The organism is Escherichia sp. MOD1-EC6162 (assembly GCF_002965125.1).
Lineage (GTDB): Bacteria > Pseudomonadota > Gammaproteobacteria > Enterobacterales > Enterobacteriaceae > Escherichia > Escherichia marmotae.
On record NZ_PTSB01000012.1, the window covers coordinates 34108 to 51485 of the forward strand.

Below are 17378 nucleotides of genomic sequence, written 5' to 3' on the forward strand. Positions count from 1 at the left end.
TAAAATACCGACGGATAGAACGACCCGGTGGATAATGGGCGTCATAAAAAAAACGTCAGACCCGCCGGAGATAAATATATAGAGGTCATGATGAGTACTGAAATCAAAACTCAGGTCGTGGTACTTGGGGCAGGCCCCGCAGGTTACTCCGCTGCCTTCCGCTGCGCTGATTTAGGTCTGGAAACCGTAATCGTAGAACGCTACAACACCCTCGGCGGTGTTTGCCTGAACGTCGGCTGTATCCCTTCTAAAGCACTGCTGCACGTAGCAAAAGTTATCGAAGAAGCTAAAGCACTGGCTGAACACGGTATCGTTTTCGGTGAGCCGAAAACCGATATCGACAAGATTCGTACCTGGAAAGAGAAAGTTATCACTCAACTGACCGGCGGTCTGGCTGGTATGGCGAAAGGCCGTAAAGTGAAAGTGGTCAACGGTCTGGGTAAATTCACCGGGGCGAACACCCTGGAAGTTGAAGGTGAGAACGGTAAGACTGTGATCAACTTCGACAATGCGATCATCGCGGCGGGTTCTCGCCCGATCCAACTGCCGTTTATTCCGCATGAAGATCCGCGTATCTGGGACTCCACTGACGCTCTGGAATTGAAAGAAGTGCCAGAACGCCTGCTGGTTATGGGTGGCGGTATCATCGGTCTGGAAATGGGGACGGTATACCACGCGCTGGGTTCACAGATTGACGTGGTTGAAATGTTCGACCAGGTTATCCCGGCAGCAGATAAAGACATCGTTAAAGTCTTCACCAAGCGTATCAGCAAGAAATTCAACCTGATGCTGGAAACCAAAGTCACTGCCGTTGAAGCAAAAGAAGACGGTATCTACGTGACGATGGAAGGCAAAAAAGCACCGGCTGAACCACAGCGTTACGACGCCGTGCTGGTGGCGATTGGTCGTGTGCCGAACGGTAAAAACCTCGACGCAGGCAAAGCAGGCGTGGAAGTGGACGACCGTGGCTTCATCCGCGTTGACAAACAACTGCGTACCAACGTACCACACATCTTTGCTATCGGTGATATCGTCGGTCAGCCGATGCTGGCACACAAAGGTGTTCACGAAGGTCACGTTGCCGCTGAAGTTATCGCCGGTAAAAAACACTACTTCGATCCGAAAGTTATTCCGTCTATTGCCTATACCGAACCAGAAGTTGCATGGGTGGGTTTGACCGAGAAAGAAGCGAAAGAGAAAGGCATCAGCTACGAAACTGCCACCTTCCCGTGGGCTGCTTCTGGTCGTGCGATCGCTTCTGACTGCGCGGACGGTATGACCAAGCTGATTTTCGACAAAGAGTCTCATCGTGTGATCGGTGGTGCGATTGTCGGTACTAACGGCGGCGAGCTGTTGGGTGAAATCGGTCTGGCAATCGAAATGGGTTGCGACGCTGAAGACATCGCGCTGACCATCCACGCGCACCCGACTCTGCACGAGTCTGTGGGCCTGGCGGCAGAAGTGTTCGAAGGTAGCATTACCGACCTGCCGAACCCGAAAGCGAAGAAGAAGTAATTTTTCTTGTGCCGGGGCATCCGGTAAATTAAGAAGCGGCTATTCTGAGGCTTCAGATTGTTGGCAAAGTGCTGGTTGTTTACGCCGGATGCGGCGTAAACGCCTTATTCGGCCTACAAAATCATGCAAATTCAATATATTGCAGGTTCCGTGTAGGCCCGATAAGCTTGCGCATCGGGCAATTCGATGTTTGTCATCAGTCTTAAGCGGCTAACAGCGCCGCTTTTTTTATGCCTGCAATTTACCTTTCCAGTCTCCTTGCTCCACGCTCAGACAACCGTTCGCGTACCGCTGACCGTTGTTCGTTATTCAGTCTGGCCGGACGGTTATTGTCGTTTAAACGCTGCGGGTGACTCTTCTGAATTCTCGCGCGTGCGACCTGCCGCTGTTCTGGTGATGCCGATTGAATACGCTGGCGGGCGTTATCACGCTGTTGTTGGTTCTGCGGGCGCTGCTGTACTTTTTCTTTAAATACCTGGCGCTGTTCGGGAGTAGTGGACTGAATATGCTGACGTGCCGTCTCTCTTCGCTGCTGATTCTGCGGGCTGGTTTGCATTTTCTCGCGGACTGCCTGGCGCTGCTCAGGAGAGGCCGATTGATAACGCTGGCGAGCGGTGTCCTTTTGCTGCCGGGTCAGTAGCTGGTGACGGCTGAACTCGCGGAAGTCGTCATAACTCCCATCGTGTTCCGCCTCATTAAACCGCTGTGCCGCAGCCTGACGTTGGGTGTCGCGCGTAGTGACTGGTGCAGCATGTGTTCGTTGCTGAAACTGACTTGCAGCCGCCTGGCGCTGGTTGTCGCGCGACGGTGCGGGTAGTTGTGTGGCGCTCATACCGCTTTTGACATCGGTTTGATGAAATCGCTTAGTCATATCCTGATCATGATAAGGCACACCATCGCGGTAATTCGGATTGTGCCGCCATGCCATATTCTTATCCGTAAGATGCTCACCGGTGATACGGTTGAAATTGTTGACGTCGATGTTGATGTTGTCGCCGTTGTGTTGCCAGCCGTTGCCGTCACGATGACCACCGTCGTGGTGATGATAATCATCGTTGTCGTCATCCCAGTCGATGCTGCTGAATAACGCGTATGTGGTGGCAACGCCCATGCTGTAGCCGAATCCGCGCACGAAGCTGTCAACAAACGGTTCTCCGGCTGGTGGCGGCAGGTAAACCGGCGGATACGCGGTATTGGCCCAGTTCCCGTAAACCACGGTTGGGTTGTAGTTGGGAATATAAACTACATCCGGATTGGCTGGCTCAATGGTTATTACGGTCGGCGCAGGTTCTGCGACGACGGGGCTGGATGTTGAAACGGTATTGTATTGTGTGACAGGAGCCGTGACAGTCTGTTTTAGCGGTACGGCTTGCTTCGTGGTCGTAATAACTTTCTGTTCAGTTGATGACTTCAGTGACCCGGTTTGTTGCGCCAGTTGCCGCAAACGTTGTACCGAGTCCATCACATCCTGCGGCTGCGCCAGAAACGCATCGCCAAGATTTTGTACCCACTGCGGGTTTTCACCCATCAACGCCATCAATTGCGGAAAAGCCACCAGTGATTTGACGCTGGCATCCCACGGCTGACCGGATACTGCCTGAATAGCCGCATCGCCTTGTTTGAGCGGGTTATCGTGCGACCACTGCACGGCCTGGGCGACATTTGCCGGATAGGTCGATGCCATCAGCACTTGCGAAAGCAGTGCATCGGGGTACAGCGCGACAGGTGCGAGCCATTGATCGATTTGCGCAGTACTGAAGGCAGATTTGACGACGGCAGGCGTTACCGGGGGCATGGAAACTGTTGCAGGAAGCGTAACCGCAGCGACGTCAGGCGCAGACTGTTGTGTTGATTGCGCTACTACGGGGGCTTCCACCGTGCGACTTTTCACATACAACGTACCGGAAGCGGCACATAGCCCGGCGCTGCAAATTAGCGCCAGCACATGGGGTTTAAACGGCAAAGTAATTTTCATAGTCCTGATCTCAAGGAAATCGCAATGGTCGACGAACTGCCACCCGCAGGTGCTGTAGGCACGAGTATAAAGAGGCGGTAGTTTAAATTTTGACTAATGTTGGGATTTGTTGAGAAGGGTGATTATCACAATGCGAATTAACAGGTTTTTCGGAGGGAAACAATCTCTAGACTATCCTTAACGATTCAGCCACTTTTTTATGTTGCTTTTTTGTAAACAGATTAACACATCGTCAAAATCCTGCTATTCTGCCCGTTGCGGTACTGGGCATTTACCCTACAAACTGCTGTCTCACAGGAGCGTGAAGAGAATCGCCTGCCGCACTATGACAATGAGAGCGAGGAGAACCGTCGTGCTAGAAGAATACCGTAAGCACGTAGCTGAGCGTGCCGCTGAGGGGATTGCGCCCAAACCCCTGGATGCAAACCAAATGGCCGCGCTCGTAGAGCTGCTGAAAAACCCGCCCGCGGGCGAAGAAGAATTCCTGTTAGATCTGTTAACCAACCGTGTTCCCCCTGGCGTCGATGAAGCAGCCTATGTAAAAGCAGGCTTCCTGGCCGCCGTCGCAAAAGGTGAAGCCAAATCTCCGCTGCTGACTCCGGAAAAAGCCATTGAACTGCTGGGCACCATGCAGGGTGGTTACAACATTCATCCGCTGATCGACGCGCTGGACGATGCCAAACTGGCACCGATCGCTGCTAAAGCACTGTCCCACACGCTGCTGATGTTCGATAACTTCTATGACGTAGAAGAGAAAGCCAAAGCAGGTAACAAATACGCGAAGCAGGTTATGCAGTCCTGGGCGGATGCTGAATGGTTCCTGAATCGCCCGGCACTGGCTGAAAAACTGACCGTTACCGTCTTCAAGGTCACCGGCGAAACCAACACCGATGACCTCTCTCCGGCACCGGATGCGTGGTCACGCCCGGATATCCCGCTGCACGCGCTGGCGATGCTGAAAAACGCCCGCGAAGGGATCGAGCCAGATCAACCCGGTGTTGTTGGCCCGATCAAGCAGATCGAAGCCCTGCAACAGAAAGGTTTCCCGCTGGCTTATGTGGGTGACGTTGTGGGTACGGGGTCTTCGCGTAAATCCGCCACTAACTCTGTACTGTGGTTTATGGGCGACGATATTCCACATGTGCCGAACAAACGCGGTGGCGGTCTGTGTCTCGGCGGCAAAATTGCGCCAATCTTCTTTAACACGATGGAAGATGCCGGTGCACTGCCAATTGAAGTGGACGTTTCCAACCTGAATATGGGCGACGTGATTGACGTTTACCCGTACAAAGGTGAAGTGCGTAACCACGAAACCGGTGAACTGCTGGCGACCTTTGAACTAAAAACCGACGTACTGATTGATGAAGTGCGGGCGGGCGGTCGTATTCCGCTGATTATCGGTCGCGGTCTGACCACCAAAGCGCGTGAAGCGCTCGGTCTGCCGCAGAGCGATGTGTTCCGTCAGGCGAAAGATGTCGCTGAAAGCGATCGTGGCTTCTCGCTGGCACAGAAAATGGTGGGTCGCGCCTGTGGCGTGAAAGGCATTCGTCCGGGCGCTTACTGCGAACCGAAAATGACCTCTGTCGGCTCTCAGGACACTACCGGCCCAATGACCCGTGATGAACTGAAAGACCTGGCGTGCCTGGGCTTCTCGGCTGACCTGGTGATGCAGTCTTTCTGTCATACAGCGGCGTATCCGAAGCCGGTTGACGTTAACACGCACCATACGCTGCCTGACTTCATTATGAACCGTGGCGGTGTGTCGCTGCGCCCAGGTGATGGCGTAATCCACTCCTGGTTGAACCGTATGCTGCTGCCGGATACCGTGGGCACCGGTGGTGACTCCCATACGCGTTTCCCGATCGGTATCTCCTTCCCGGCAGGTTCTGGTCTGGTCGCGTTTGCTGCGGCGACTGGCGTCATGCCGCTGGATATGCCGGAATCCGTTCTGGTGCGTTTTAAAGGCAAAATGCAGCCGGGCATCACCCTGCGCGATCTGGTACACGCGATCCCGCTGTACGCAATCAAGCAAGGTCTGCTGACCGTTGAGAAGAAAGGTAAGAAAAACATCTTCTCTGGCCGCATTCTGGAAATCGAAGGTCTGCCGGATCTGAAAGTTGAGCAGGCATTTGAGTTGACCGATGCTTCCGCTGAACGTTCCGCTGCGGGCTGTACCATCAAGCTGAACAAAGAGCCGATCATCGAATACCTGAACTCCAACATTGTCCTGCTGAAGTGGATGATCGCGGAAGGTTACGGCGATCGTCGTACCCTGGAACGTCGTATTCAGGGCATGGAAAAATGGTTGGCGGATCCTGAGCTGCTGGAAGCCGATGCTGATGCCGAATACGCGGCAGTGATCGACATCGATCTGGCAGATATCAAAGAGCCAATCCTCTGTGCACCGAACGATCCGGACGACGCACGTCCGCTGTCAGCGGTTCAGGGCGAGAAGATCGACGAAGTGTTTATCGGTTCTTGCATGACCAACATCGGTCACTTCCGTGCAGCAGGTAAACTGCTGGATGCGCATAAAGGCCAGTTGCCGACCCGCCTGTGGGTAGCACCGCCAACCCGGATGGACGCCGCGCAACTGACAGAAGAAGGCTACTACAGCGTCTTCGGTAAGAGCGGCGCGCGTATCGAGATCCCGGGCTGTTCACTGTGCATGGGTAACCAGGCGCGTGTGGCGGACGGCGCGACGGTGGTTTCCACCTCTACCCGTAACTTCCCGAACCGTCTGGGTACTGGCGCGAACGTCTTCCTGGCTTCTGCGGAACTGGCAGCCGTTGCAGCGCTTCTTGGCAAACTGCCAACGCCGGAAGAGTACCAGACCTACGTTGCGCAGGTAGATAAAACAGCCGTTGATACTTATCGTTATCTGAACTTCAACCAGCTTTCTCAGTACACCGAAAAAGCGGATGGGGTGATTTTCCAGACTGCGGTTTAAGGTAGTAGCCTGTTGTGAAAAGCCACTTCTTTTGGGAAGTGGCTAAGACTGATGATAAACGCAACATTGCCTGATGCGCTGCGCTTATCAGGCCTACAACGTTTCTGCAATTTATTGAATTTGCACTATTTTGTAGGCCGGATAAGGCGTTTACGCCGCATCCGGCAAGAACAAAGCGCACTTTGTCAGCAATCTGAGCCACTTCTTTTGGGGAGTGGCTTTTTTTTGCCGGAATATCTGACGGGCAATTCAATAACGTTAATTCTCAGAACCCGCACTCTTTTCCTTAATGATAGTGTTTATCTTATTTGGTTTTCTGCTGGTTATTACAGGGTGAAGTTTTTCACTTAATGGAGATAAAGTGAATGAAAAAAGCGTTTATTATAATTATCTTTTTTCTACTATGCGGCAACGCTTTTGCCGCGACAGCAAAATTACAATATTTGTTTGTCGCAAATGGTGGATTAGTGGGTTTTTATGAGGACGGTAATGTCAGGGGATGCGCACAGTGTGAGCCGATGAAAGAAAACCTTTTAACCATGAGCACTGAATCTCCTATATCACACTGGAAGCGAAATGCTGATGTGATAACAACCAGCGACGCAGAGGGAAGTAGCGATCTTCAACTTTATGATAATGGCAAGATTACGGATGACTGGTGGATTTTTGATTATAAAACAATTCACCCTCTTTATTAATCTATGTTTTGTGCGCAGAGTAGCACTGGATTGTCTTCTTCCCTGGTAAGAAGATGTCTGTCGAAAATGACAAAAATTCTGACCATGGTGGTTGGAACGCTTTTTTCACTATTTTTATCTCTAAACCATCGTCGTTCCGCTGTTTTTCTCTGGTAAGGCTGCGATAATTACATCAATGGCGCAATGCGATTTCGGCGCATTGCCGGGAGCAGAGGAACACACTATGGATTACGAATTTCTGCGCGATATTACCGGAGTGGTAAAGGTGCGCATGTCCATGGGGCATGAAGTGGTCGGGCACTGGTTTAATGAAGAGGTGAAAGAAAACCTGGCCTTGCTTGATGAAGTGGAACAAGCCGCGCGCACATTAAAAGGTAGCGAACGTTCCTGGCAGCGGGCAGGGCACGAATACACCCTGTGGATGGATGGCGAGGAGGTGATGATCCGCGCCAATCAACTGGAATTTGCGGGTGACGAAATGGAAGAAGGGATGAACTACTACGACGAAGAAAGCCTGTCGCTGTGCGGCGTTGAGGATTTTCTTCAGGTGGTGGCGGCGTACCGCAATTTCGTACTGCAGAAGTAGGTAAATCTGGCGGAGCCTTCGTGCTCCGCCAGAGCCGTTAAACGGCAGGCATATTACGCCCGTAATAAATTTCGCGCATTTCTTTCCATAGCGCAGCGGTAATCTCTTTGCGCTCGCTGTCGGTTAAATCTTCCGGTTTGGTGTGGAACATGTAGTGCTTAAGGTCGAACTCTTTAAGCAACATCTTGGTATGGAAGATATTTTCCTGATAGACGTTTACATCCACCATGTCATACAGCGCCTTTATATCTTCAGACATAAAGTTCTGAATCGAATTAATCTCATGGTCGATAAAGTGCTTCATACCGTTAATATCGCGGGTAAAACCGCGCACGCGATAATCAATGGTCACGATATCGGATTCAAGCTGGTGGATCAGGTAATTCAACGCCTTCAGCGGGGAAATCACGCCGCAGGTAGAGACTTCTATGTCGGCGCGGAAAGTACATAAACCGCCTTCAGGATGGCTTTCCGGGTAGGTATGTACGCAAATATGACTTTTATCGAGATGCGCAACCACGGCTTCTGGCAGCGGGCCGGGGTGTTCCGTTTTGTCGATAAGTTTCGGGTCGACAGGTTCTTCGCTCACCAGAATAGTGACGCTGGCACCTTGTGGTTCGTAATCCTGGCGGGCGATGTTAAGAATATTGGCCCCGATAATGGAACAAGTTTCTGACAGGATTTCGGTCAGACGGTTGGCATTATAGAGTTCATCGATATAAGCGATATAACCGTCGCGCTCTTCGGCGGTTTTGGCGTAGCAGATATCGTAAATACAAAAACTCAGACTTTTGGTCAGATTATTAAAGCCATGCAGTTTCAGTTTTTTCAATTTCTTATCTTCTCCTTAGGACGCCTGTGAAGCCAGTGCGTCTTGCAGATACTGGGGTAAGGCAAACGCTGCCGTGTGGATTGCCGGGTTGTAATAACGGCATTTCAGGCCAGAGGCGAGAAAACGTGCCTGAATAATTTCGGTAGAGAGATGGCGTAAGGCGTCGTTATCTGTCGCCCATGCAAAGGTCATGATGCCGCCGTAATAGGTCGGGATTGCCGCCTGATAAAAGCCAACATCGCTGAAGTAATGGCTGAGTTTGCGATGGCTGTCGATGGCTTCTTCCTGCTGTAAAAAGCAGACGCCGTTTTGCGCGACAAAAATACCGCCAGGATTCAGGCAGCGTTTGCAGCCTTCATAAAATGCTGAGGTGAACAGGCTTTCGCCGGGACCGATGGGATCGGTGCAGTCGGAGATGATGACATCAAAAGTCTGGCTGGTTTGATTCACGAAATTGACGCCATCGTCGATCACCAGTTTAAAGCGCGGATCGTCGTAGCTACCGGCGTTATGGTTAGGCAGATACTGACGGCAGAAAGACACTACGCCCGCGTCGATTTCCACCATCGTGATTGACTCAACGTTTTTATGTCGGCTTACTTCACGTAACATCGCGCCGTCGCCGCCGCCAATGATTAACACGTGTTTAGCGTGACCGTGAGCCAGCAGCGGAACGTGGGTCATCATCTCATGATAGATAAATTCGTCGCGCTCGGTGGTCTGTACTACGCCATCCAGCGCCATTACGCGACCAAATGCGGCGTTCTCAAAAATGATCAGATCCTGGTGATCGGTCTTTTCATGATACAGAACGTTATCTACAGCAAAGTACTGCCCAAACTGGTCGTGTAGCGTTTCATGCCACAGTTTTTTTTCGGCCATGGGTTGATACCTCCTTTGTTAACACCCGTAAAAAAAGGGCGCAACATAATAGCTAACATTGACCGCGGATGCACGGTCAATGTTTCTACAAAAAGGTATCAGGAATTATTTTACGTAGGCAAGCAGGCTTAAGGAATCGCGGGCCAGGGCTTTACACTTTTTAGCGACGGGAATGCCGATACCGCTCAGATCGCGGTAGCTATCTTCACCGAGGGCTTTCATGTCGAAGTTGTCGTAGTTGCTGAGATCCCACTGGTTTTGCTGGGCAAAAAAGACCAGTGCGCGACGAATCTGCCCGTTAGGCAAGTTCTGGTAACCGCAATCGTTCTTCAGAAAAACAAAAACTGCCGTTAAATCGGCCATATCTTCGGCTTCAGACTCGCTGAGCGCGTAACTGTTTGCGCATACAGCCATCAGGCTGCCGAATAATACTGTTCTGAAAAACGTCTTCATTGCTTCTACCAGGGGCTTAAAGAAGATAAACGTTAGCACACTGCGAGCGAGGCGACGACCATTATTGTGGATTAAGTTGTGTCTGTGGCTTGACCTTCCCGTAAGGGGAAGGACTATGCTCAACGTTTGATTTTGTTTCGCCTGCTTGAGAATAAGGAAATATCTATGCAACGTCGTGATTTCTTAAAATATTCCGTCGCGTTGGGCGTGGCTTCTGCTTTACCACTATGGAGCCGCGCGGTTTTTGCTGCTGAACGCCCAACATTACCGATCCCTGATTTGCTCGCTACCGATGCCCGTAATCGCATTCAGTTGACCATTGGCGCAGGCCAGTCCACCTTTGCTGGAAAAACGGCGACCACCTGGGGCTATAACGGTAATTTATTGGGGCCTGCGGTGAAGTTACAGCGTGGAAAAGCCGTGACGGTTGATATCTATAACCAACTGGCGGAAGAGACGACGTTGCACTGGCACGGTCTGGAAGTGCCGGGGGAAGTGGACGGCGGCCCGCAGGGAATTATTCCGCCTGGCGGTAAACGCACAGTGACGCTGAATGTCGATCAGCCTGCCGCTACCTGCTGGTTCCACCCGCATCAACATGGCAAAACCGGGCGTCAGGTGGCGATGGGGCTGGCTGGGCTGGTGGTGATTGAGGACGATGAGATCCTGAAATTAATGCTGCCAAAACAGTGGGGGATCGATGATGTCCCGGTGATTGTTCAGGATAAAAAATTTAACGCCGACGGGCAGATTGATTATCAACTCGATGTGATGACCGCCGCCGTGGGCTGGTTTGGCGATACGTTGCTGACCAACGGCGCTATTTACCCGCAACATGCCGCGCCGCGTGGCTGGTTGCGGCTGCGTTTGCTCAATGGCTGTAACGCCCGCTCGCTCAATTTTGCCACCAGTGACAATCGCCCGCTGTATGTGATCGCCAGCGATGGTGGCCTGTTGCCTGAACCGGTGAAGGTGAGTGAACTTCCGGTGCTGATGGGCGAGCGTTTTGAAGTGCTGGTGGAGGTTAACGACAACAAACCGTTTGATCTGGTGACACTGCCTGTCAGCCAGATGGGAATGGCGATTGCACCGTTTGACAAGCCGCACCCGGTAATGCGTATTCAGCCGATTGCCATTAGTGCCTCTGGTGCTTTGCCGGATACCTTGAGTAGCCTGCCAGCGTTACCTTCGCTGGACGGATTAACGATACGCAAACTGCAACTCTCTATGGATCCGATGCTCGATATGATGGGGATGCAGATGTTAATGGAGAAATATGGCGATCAGGCAATGAGCGGAATGAACCACAGCCAGATGATGGGCCACATGGGCCACGGCAATATGAATCATATGAACCACGGCGGGAAGTTCGATTTTCACCATGCTAATAAAATCAACGGTCAGGCCTTCGATATGAACAAGCCGATGTTTGCGGCGGCGAAAGGGAAGTTCGAACGTTGGGTTATCTCTGGCGTTGGCGACATGATGTTGCATCCGTTCCATATTCACGGCACCCAGTTCCGTATCTTGTCGGAAAATGGCCAACCACCAGCGGTGCATCGCGCGGGCTGGAAAGATACTGTGAAGGTGGAAGGTAATGTCAGTGAGGTGCTGGTGAAGTTTAATCACGATGCACCGAAAGAACATGCTTATATGGCGCACTGCCATCTGCTGGAGCATGAAGATACGGGGATGATGTTAGGGTTTACAGTGTAAAAACAGCGTCTTCGGGAATATGCCCGGATCTCTCCGGGCATTATGGTTACTTCACATCATCCGGTAACGCATAAGCCACAATATAGTCGCCCATCTTCGTACCAAATGAACCGTGACCGCCTGCGGAGATCACCACATATTGCTTACCATTCACTTCATAGGTCATCGGCGTTGCCTGACCACCTGCTGGTAAACGGCCCTGCCACAGTTTTTCACCGTTGCTCATGTTGTAAGCGCGCAGGTAGTTATCTGCCGTAGCGGCAATAAACAACACGTTGCCCGCAGTGGAGATTGGCCCGCCGAGCATTGGCATCCCCATATTGAACGGCACCGGAACGGGCATCGGGAACGGCATACTGTCCTGCGGCGTACCAATACGTTTCTTCCATACCACTTCATTGGTTTTCAGATCCAGCGCCGAGATGTATCCCCAGGCAGGCTGTTTACACGGCAGACCAAACGGCGAAAGGAACGGGTTGAGCGTTACGCCATACGGCACGCCATATTGCGGCTGAATGCCGGATTCCGTACCTGTGCCTTTGGCATCTTTCGGCTGTTCCATCGGGTTACCCGGGCCACGCGGGATCAGTTTCGACACAAACGGTAGCGCCATTGGGTTGGCAATTGCCACTTCACGATTCGGATCAACGGAAATCCCGCCCCATTCGAACATTCCCAGGTTACCTGGGAAGACCAGAGTACCCTGTTCAGATGGTGGGGTGAAAATGCCTTCATAGCGCATTTGGTGGAACATCACGCGGCACACCAGTTGGTCAAACATGGTGGCACCCCACATATCCGCACCGCTCAAATCTTTCGTCGGACGGAAGCTGAGTTCAGAGAACGGTTGGGTAGGAGTAACGTAATCGCCTTTCGCTGCGCCTTGTGGAACCGGTTTTTCCGGAGCCGGAACGACCAGTTCGCCATTACGACGATCGAGTACAAAAATGTTGCCAGTTTTTGCAGGAGCGTAAATGACCGGCACTTTTTCACCGTTAACGGTGATATCCGCCAGCGTTGGTTGTGCCGGAAGATCCATATCCCACAGGTCGTGGTGAACGGTCTGGTAACTCCACGCCAGTTTCCCGGTGGTGGCATTCAGTGCCAGAATCGAGCTGGCATAACGTTCCTGTTCCGGTGTGCGGTTACCGCCCCAGATATCGGGCGTGGTCACGCCCATCGGCAGATACACCAGATCCAGCTTCGCATCATAGGCCGCAGGTGCCCACGAGTTTGGCGAGTTAAAGGTAAAGGTGTGTTCGTCTGATGGGATGGCGTTCGGATCTTTCGCGCCCGGATCAAAAGCCCACAGCAGTTCACCGGTGTTGACATCAAAACCACGGATTACGCCAGACGTTTCGCGGGTTGAGAAGTTATCGGTGACTGAACCGGCCATCACGATGGTTTTATCGGTGATAATCGGCGGCGACGTCGGTTCATACAGACCCGGTTTGGTATCCGGCATGTTGCTTTGCAGGTTGAGCACGCCTTTATTGGCGAAGGTTTCGCACAGCTTGCCGTTTTCAGCGTTAATTGCAATCAGGCGACCATCATTCACAGGAAGAATGATACGACGCGGGCAATCCGCCATCACTTCCGGCGAAGCAGTTTCTGCTTTGGCTTCATGGTAAGAGACGCCACGGCAGGTTACATGCTGGAAAGACTCGTTGGTTTTCAGCTCAGGATCGTAATGCCATTTCTCTTTGCCGCTGGCGGCATCGAGCGCAAACAGACGCTGGTGAGCGGTACACAGGTAAAGCGTGTCGCCTACTTTAATCGGCGTCACTTCATTGGTGATTTCGCCCGGATCGTTCGGCTGTTTCACATCGCCTGTGCGGAACACCCAGGCTTCTTTCAGCTTGTGGACGTTATCGGCGTTAATCTGCTTCAGTGGTGAATAGCGTTGACCTTCCTGATTGCGGCCATAGGCAGGCCAGTCCTGATCGGCAACGGGGGAGATAGCTTCGGCAAGTGTGGCATCAGCGCTTAAGGTGCCGTTGATTTCCTGCGGATCGTGAAATCCGGCCCAGGTGAGGATACCACCGCTAATCAACAGTGCGACCACCAGTGCGGCAACTGCGCCGCTGGCAGGAATGACCAGGCGATGCCAGACAAACGGCAGGATCAGCCAGATACCGAAGAAGACCAGGATATCGCTGCGCGGAGTGAGTGCCCAGAAATCGAAACCGACCTCCCAGACGCCCCAAATCATGGTGCCGAGCAGCAGAGCGGCGTACAGCCAAAGTGCTGCGCGTTTACTGCGCCACAACATCCAGGCGACGCCAAGCATCACCAGACCAGCGATGGGGTAGTACCAGGAGCCGCCAATCGCGACCAACCAGCCTCCGCCAATGAGAAGATATAGCCCGCAGAGTGCTGCAAAAAGGGCGGTTAGCGACACGAGTAAGCGTCGCGAGCCGGTATTGTTAATTGCCATAAAGAAACACCATTTCAATTCATTAATATTTTAGTAGCAATTAATTATAGGTTTTAACATGTGTGATCGTCATCACAATTTGAGCTTTATTAACAGATTCCGCCAATGAATAGTTTTGCTGGTATACTGCGTGTCTTGCGCTTTGTTGCGGCGCTGAAACCCGCCCGTGCGAAGTGATTTGTTTTTAAATCATATGGTTAGAGATATGAAACATACTGTAGAAGTAATGATCCCCGAAGCGGAGATTAAAGCGCGTATCGCTGAACTGGGTCGTCAGATTACTGAGCGTTACAAAGACAGCGGCAGCGATATGGTGCTGGTAGGCCTGCTGCGTGGCTCATTTATGTTTATGGCGGACCTGTGCCGTGAAGTTCAGGTATCTCATGAAGTCGATTTTATGACCGCCTCCAGCTACGGTAGCGGCATGTCCACCACCCGTGATGTGAAAATCCTCAAAGATCTGGATGAAGATATCCGCGGCAAGGATGTGCTGATTGTTGAAGATATCATCGACTCGGGTAATACACTGTCGAAAGTGCGTGAAATCTTAAGCCTGCGCGAACCGAAATCGTTGGCGATTTGTACGCTGCTGGATAAACCGTCTCGCCGTGAAGTGAACGTACCGGTAGAATTTATCGGTTTCTCTATTCCGGATGAGTTTGTGGTTGGCTACGGCATCGATTACGCACAGCGTTACCGTCATCTGCCGTATATCGGCAAAGTGGTGCTGCTGGACGAGTAAGTGCGGATGTGCCGGATGTGTTGCATCCGGCATGGCGAATTTATTTGTGGTTGATGTGCTTTAGCTTGAGGTTGGAAATCCCGTGGCGATAACGTTGCTCCAGGGTTTCGCGGTTGGTGGCTGTAACATCCAGATCGCGCAGCAAGCCGTCGTGAATGCCGTAAGCCCAGCCGTGGATGGTCACTTTCTGCCCGCGTTTCCATGCTGACTGCATAATGGTGGAGTGGCCCAGGTTATATACCTGTTCCATTACGTTCAGTTCGCACAGGGTATCCAGACGGCGCTCTGGCGGCATTTCGCCAAGCAATGAGCTATGTTTGAACCAGATATCGCGGATGTGCAGCAGCCAGTTGTTGATCAGCCCCAGTTCCGGGTTTTCAACCGCGGCTTGCACACCACCGCAACCATAGTGGCCACAGATAATAATGTGTTCAACTTCGAGAACATCCACTGCATACTGCACCACGGAGAGGCAGTTGAGATCGGTGTGAATGACCAGGTTGGCAACATTACGGTGAACAAAGAGTTCGCCCGGCTCAAGACCGGTTAAACGTTCTGCAGGAACGCGACTGTCGGAACATCCAATCCATAGAAAGCGCGGTTTTTGCGCTTGTGCCAGTTTCTCAAAAAACCCGGGATCCTCTTCCACCAGCATTTTTGACCATAGTGCATTATTGCTGATGAGTGTATCTATGTCTTTCATGGAGGTTAACGACCTGTAACCAAATAATTACGTTTGGCTAATATAGGGCAACTCCGGGACGATTTAAACCACAGATAAAGTGTAAGAACGTAAGGTAAGTAAAAATTTATGACCATTGCACTGGAACTTCAACAGCTTAAAAAAACCTATCCAGGCGGCGTTCAGGCGCTTCGTGGAATAGATTTACAGGTCGAAGCCGGCGATTTTTATGCGCTTCTGGGGCCGAACGGAGCCGGGAAATCGACCACCATCGGTATTATTAGCTCGCTGGTGAATAAAACCTCCGGGCGGGTCAGCGTATTTGGCTACGATCTTGAAAAAGATGTCGTGAACGCCAAACGCCAGTTAGGACTGGTGCCGCAGGAATTTAACTTCAACCCGTTTGAAACCGTGCAGCAAATTGTGGTGAATCAGGCGGGGTACTACGGTGTAGAGCGCAAAGAAGCGTATATCCGCAGCGAAAAGTATCTTAAGCAGCTTGATTTGTGGGGAAAACGCAACGAACGTGCGCGTATGTTATCTGGTGGGATGAAACGCCGTTTAATGATCGCCCGTGCGTTAATGCATGAACCTAAACTGCTGATTCTGGATGAACCAACGGCAGGCGTGGATATCGAACTTCGCCGCTCAATGTGGGGATTTTTGAAGGATTTAAACGACAAAGGCACCACGATCATTCTCACCACGCACTACCTGGAAGAAGCAGAAATGCTGTGTCGCAATATCGGCATTATTCAGCATGGTGAACTGGTGGAGAACACTTCGATGAAGGCGCTATTGGCGAAGCTGAAATCGGAAACCTTTATTCTCGATCTTGCGCCGAAAAGTCCATTACCGAAGCTCGATGGCTACCAGTATCGGCTGGTGGATACCGCTACGCTTGAAGTTGAAGTGTTGCGCGAGCAGGGGATTAACAGCGTATTCACGCAGCTAAGTGAGCAGGGCGTGCAGGTATTAAGTATGCGTAACAAAGCCAACCGTCTGGAAGAGCTGTTTGTTTCACTGGTTAATGAAAAACAAGGAGATCGCGCATGATGCATCTTTACTGGGTGGCGCTAAAAAGCATCTGGGCGAAAGAGATCCATCGCTTTATGCGTATCTGGATACAAACGCTGGTGCCGCCGGTCATCACCATGACCCTTTATTTTATTATCTTTGGTAACCTGATTGGTTCGCGCATTGGCGATATGCATGGCTTTAGTTATATGCAGTTTATCGTGCCGGGGCTGATCATGATGTCGGTGATCACCAATGCCTACGCTAACGTTGCATCATCATTTTTTGGTGCCAAGTTCCAGCGTAATATTGAAGAATTGCTGGTAGCGCCGGTGCCAACACACGTCATCATTGCCGGATATGTCGGCGGTGGCGTGGCGCGCGGACTGCTTGTTGGCATGCTGGTGACGGCTATTTCGCTATTCTTTGTGCCGTTTCAGGTGCATTCGTGGGTATTTGTTGCTTTAACGCTGGTGCTCACGGCGGTGTTGTTCTCTCTTGCCGGACTGCTGAACGGTGTGTTTGCCAAAACGTTTGATGACATCAGCCTGGTGCCGACCTTTGTGTTAACGCCACTCACTTATTTGGGCGGGGTATTTTACTCCCTGACTTTACTGCCGCCGTTCTGGCAGGGGCTGTCGCACCTGAACCCGATAGTCTATATGATCAGTGGTTTCCGCTACGGCTTCCTCGGCATTAATGATGTGCCGTTGGTTACTACCTTTGGTGTGCTGGTTGTCTTTATTATTGCGTTTTATCTGATCTGCTGGTCGCTGATTCAGCGCGGACGCGGCTTGCGTAGCTAAGTTGATCTCCTCTCCTCCGGATGCGGGGGAGGGGAGTTTTGACGGTTATCACCCTTTATCAACAATGGTCAGGGTAGACTGATTTTC

Annotated in this window: 14 protein-coding genes; 8 read left to right on the top strand and 6 right to left on the bottom strand. The window is 51.7% G+C overall.

Going from position 1 to position 17378, the window contains the following annotated elements; genetic code table 11:
* Nucleotides 1–90: 90 nt before the first annotated feature.
* The gene (gene lpdA / locus A9587_RS11995) at nt 91–1515 is read left to right on the top strand and encodes a dihydrolipoyl dehydrogenase (RefSeq protein ID WP_000102487.1); all 1425 of its coding nucleotides are present in this window, start codon (nt 91–93) and stop codon (nt 1513–1515) included.
* 241 nt (nt 1516–1756) lie between these two features.
* Here the strand turns inward: lpdA and A9587_RS12000 are convergent, their stop codons facing one another.
* A complete protein-coding gene (locus A9587_RS12000) occupies nt 1757–3490 on the bottom strand; it encodes a DUF3300 domain-containing protein (RefSeq protein ID WP_105263355.1) in 1734 nt (577 codons plus the stop codon).
* A gap of 352 nt (nt 3491–3842) precedes the next feature.
* On the opposite strand from A9587_RS12000, the gene acnB reads away from it, so the two are divergent.
* The 3 genes from acnB to yacL all read left to right on the top strand — a co-directional run bounded on the left by acnB (nt 3843) and on the right by yacL (nt 7724).
* The gene (gene acnB, locus A9587_RS12010; protein ID WP_001517749.1) at nt 3843–6440 is read left to right on the top strand and encodes a bifunctional aconitate hydratase 2/2-methylisocitrate dehydratase; all 2598 of its coding nucleotides are present in this window, start codon (nt 3843–3845) and stop codon (nt 6438–6440) included.
* Between the two features lie 365 nt (nt 6441–6805).
* On the top strand, nt 6806–7138 hold the full coding sequence (locus tag A9587_RS12020; RefSeq protein WP_105263353.1) for a hypothetical protein: 333 nt from the start codon (nt 6806–6808) through the stop codon (nt 7136–7138).
* 223 nt (nt 7139–7361) lie between these two features.
* Nucleotides 7362–7724 carry a protein YacL gene (gene yacL, locus A9587_RS12025; protein WP_105263352.1) on the top strand — a complete coding sequence of 121 codons (363 nt, stop codon included), beginning with the start codon at nt 7362–7364 and terminating at the stop codon, nt 7722–7724.
* Nucleotides 7725–7761: 37 nt separating this feature from the next.
* Here the strand turns inward: yacL and speD are convergent, their stop codons facing one another.
* The 3 genes from speD to A9587_RS12040 all read right to left on the bottom strand — a co-directional run bounded on the left by speD (nt 7762) and on the right by A9587_RS12040 (nt 9891).
* Nucleotides 7762–8556: an adenosylmethionine decarboxylase gene (speD, locus tag A9587_RS12030; RefSeq protein WP_000734282.1), complete on the bottom strand. Its 795-nt coding sequence runs from the start codon at nt 8554–8556 to the stop codon at nt 7762–7764.
* A gap of 15 nt (nt 8557–8571) precedes the next feature.
* Entirely contained in the window at nt 8572–9438 is an 867-nt protein-coding gene (gene speE, locus A9587_RS12035; protein WP_000818362.1) for a polyamine aminopropyltransferase, read from the bottom strand.
* Nucleotides 9439–9543: 105 nt separating this feature from the next.
* Nucleotides 9544–9891, bottom strand: coding sequence for a YacC family pilotin-like protein (locus A9587_RS12040; protein WP_000846616.1), 348 nt, complete (start codon nt 9889–9891; stop codon nt 9544–9546).
* A 165-nt stretch (nt 9892–10056) separates the two neighbouring features.
* On the opposite strand from A9587_RS12040, the gene cueO reads away from it, so the two are divergent.
* Nucleotides 10057–11607, top strand: a complete 1551-nt coding sequence (cueO, locus tag A9587_RS12045) for a multicopper oxidase CueO (protein ID WP_038354962.1) — start codon at nt 10057–10059, stop codon at nt 11605–11607.
* 46 nt (nt 11608–11653) lie between these two features.
* Here cueO and gcd read toward each other — a convergent pair whose 3' ends face one another.
* Entirely contained in the window at nt 11654–14044 is a 2391-nt protein-coding gene (gcd, locus tag A9587_RS12050; RefSeq protein WP_105263351.1) for a quinoprotein glucose dehydrogenase, read from the bottom strand.
* Between the two features lie 205 nt (nt 14045–14249).
* On the opposite strand from gcd, the gene hpt reads away from it, so the two are divergent.
* The gene (gene hpt / locus A9587_RS12055) at nt 14250–14786 is read left to right on the top strand and encodes a hypoxanthine phosphoribosyltransferase (protein ID WP_000683336.1); all 537 of its coding nucleotides are present in this window, start codon (nt 14250–14252) and stop codon (nt 14784–14786) included.
* Nucleotides 14787–14826: 40 nt separating this feature from the next.
* On the opposite strand, the gene can is transcribed toward hpt, so the two are convergent.
* Nucleotides 14827–15489, bottom strand: a complete 663-nt coding sequence (gene can / locus A9587_RS12060; protein ID WP_000651596.1) for a carbonate dehydratase — start codon at nt 15487–15489, stop codon at nt 14827–14829.
* Nucleotides 15490–15597: 108 nt separating this feature from the next.
* On the opposite strand from can, the gene A9587_RS12065 reads away from it, so the two are divergent.
* On the top strand, nt 15598–16524 hold the full coding sequence (locus tag A9587_RS12065; protein WP_000150640.1) for an ABC transporter ATP-binding protein: 927 nt from the start codon (nt 15598–15600) through the stop codon (nt 16522–16524).
* Nucleotides 16521–17291: an ABC transporter permease gene (locus A9587_RS12070; RefSeq protein ID WP_000972195.1), complete on the top strand. Its 771-nt coding sequence runs from the start codon at nt 16521–16523 to the stop codon at nt 17289–17291. Before A9587_RS12065 ends, A9587_RS12070 begins: the two co-directional genes overlap by 4 nt.
* Nucleotides 17292–17378 lie beyond the last annotated feature (87 nt).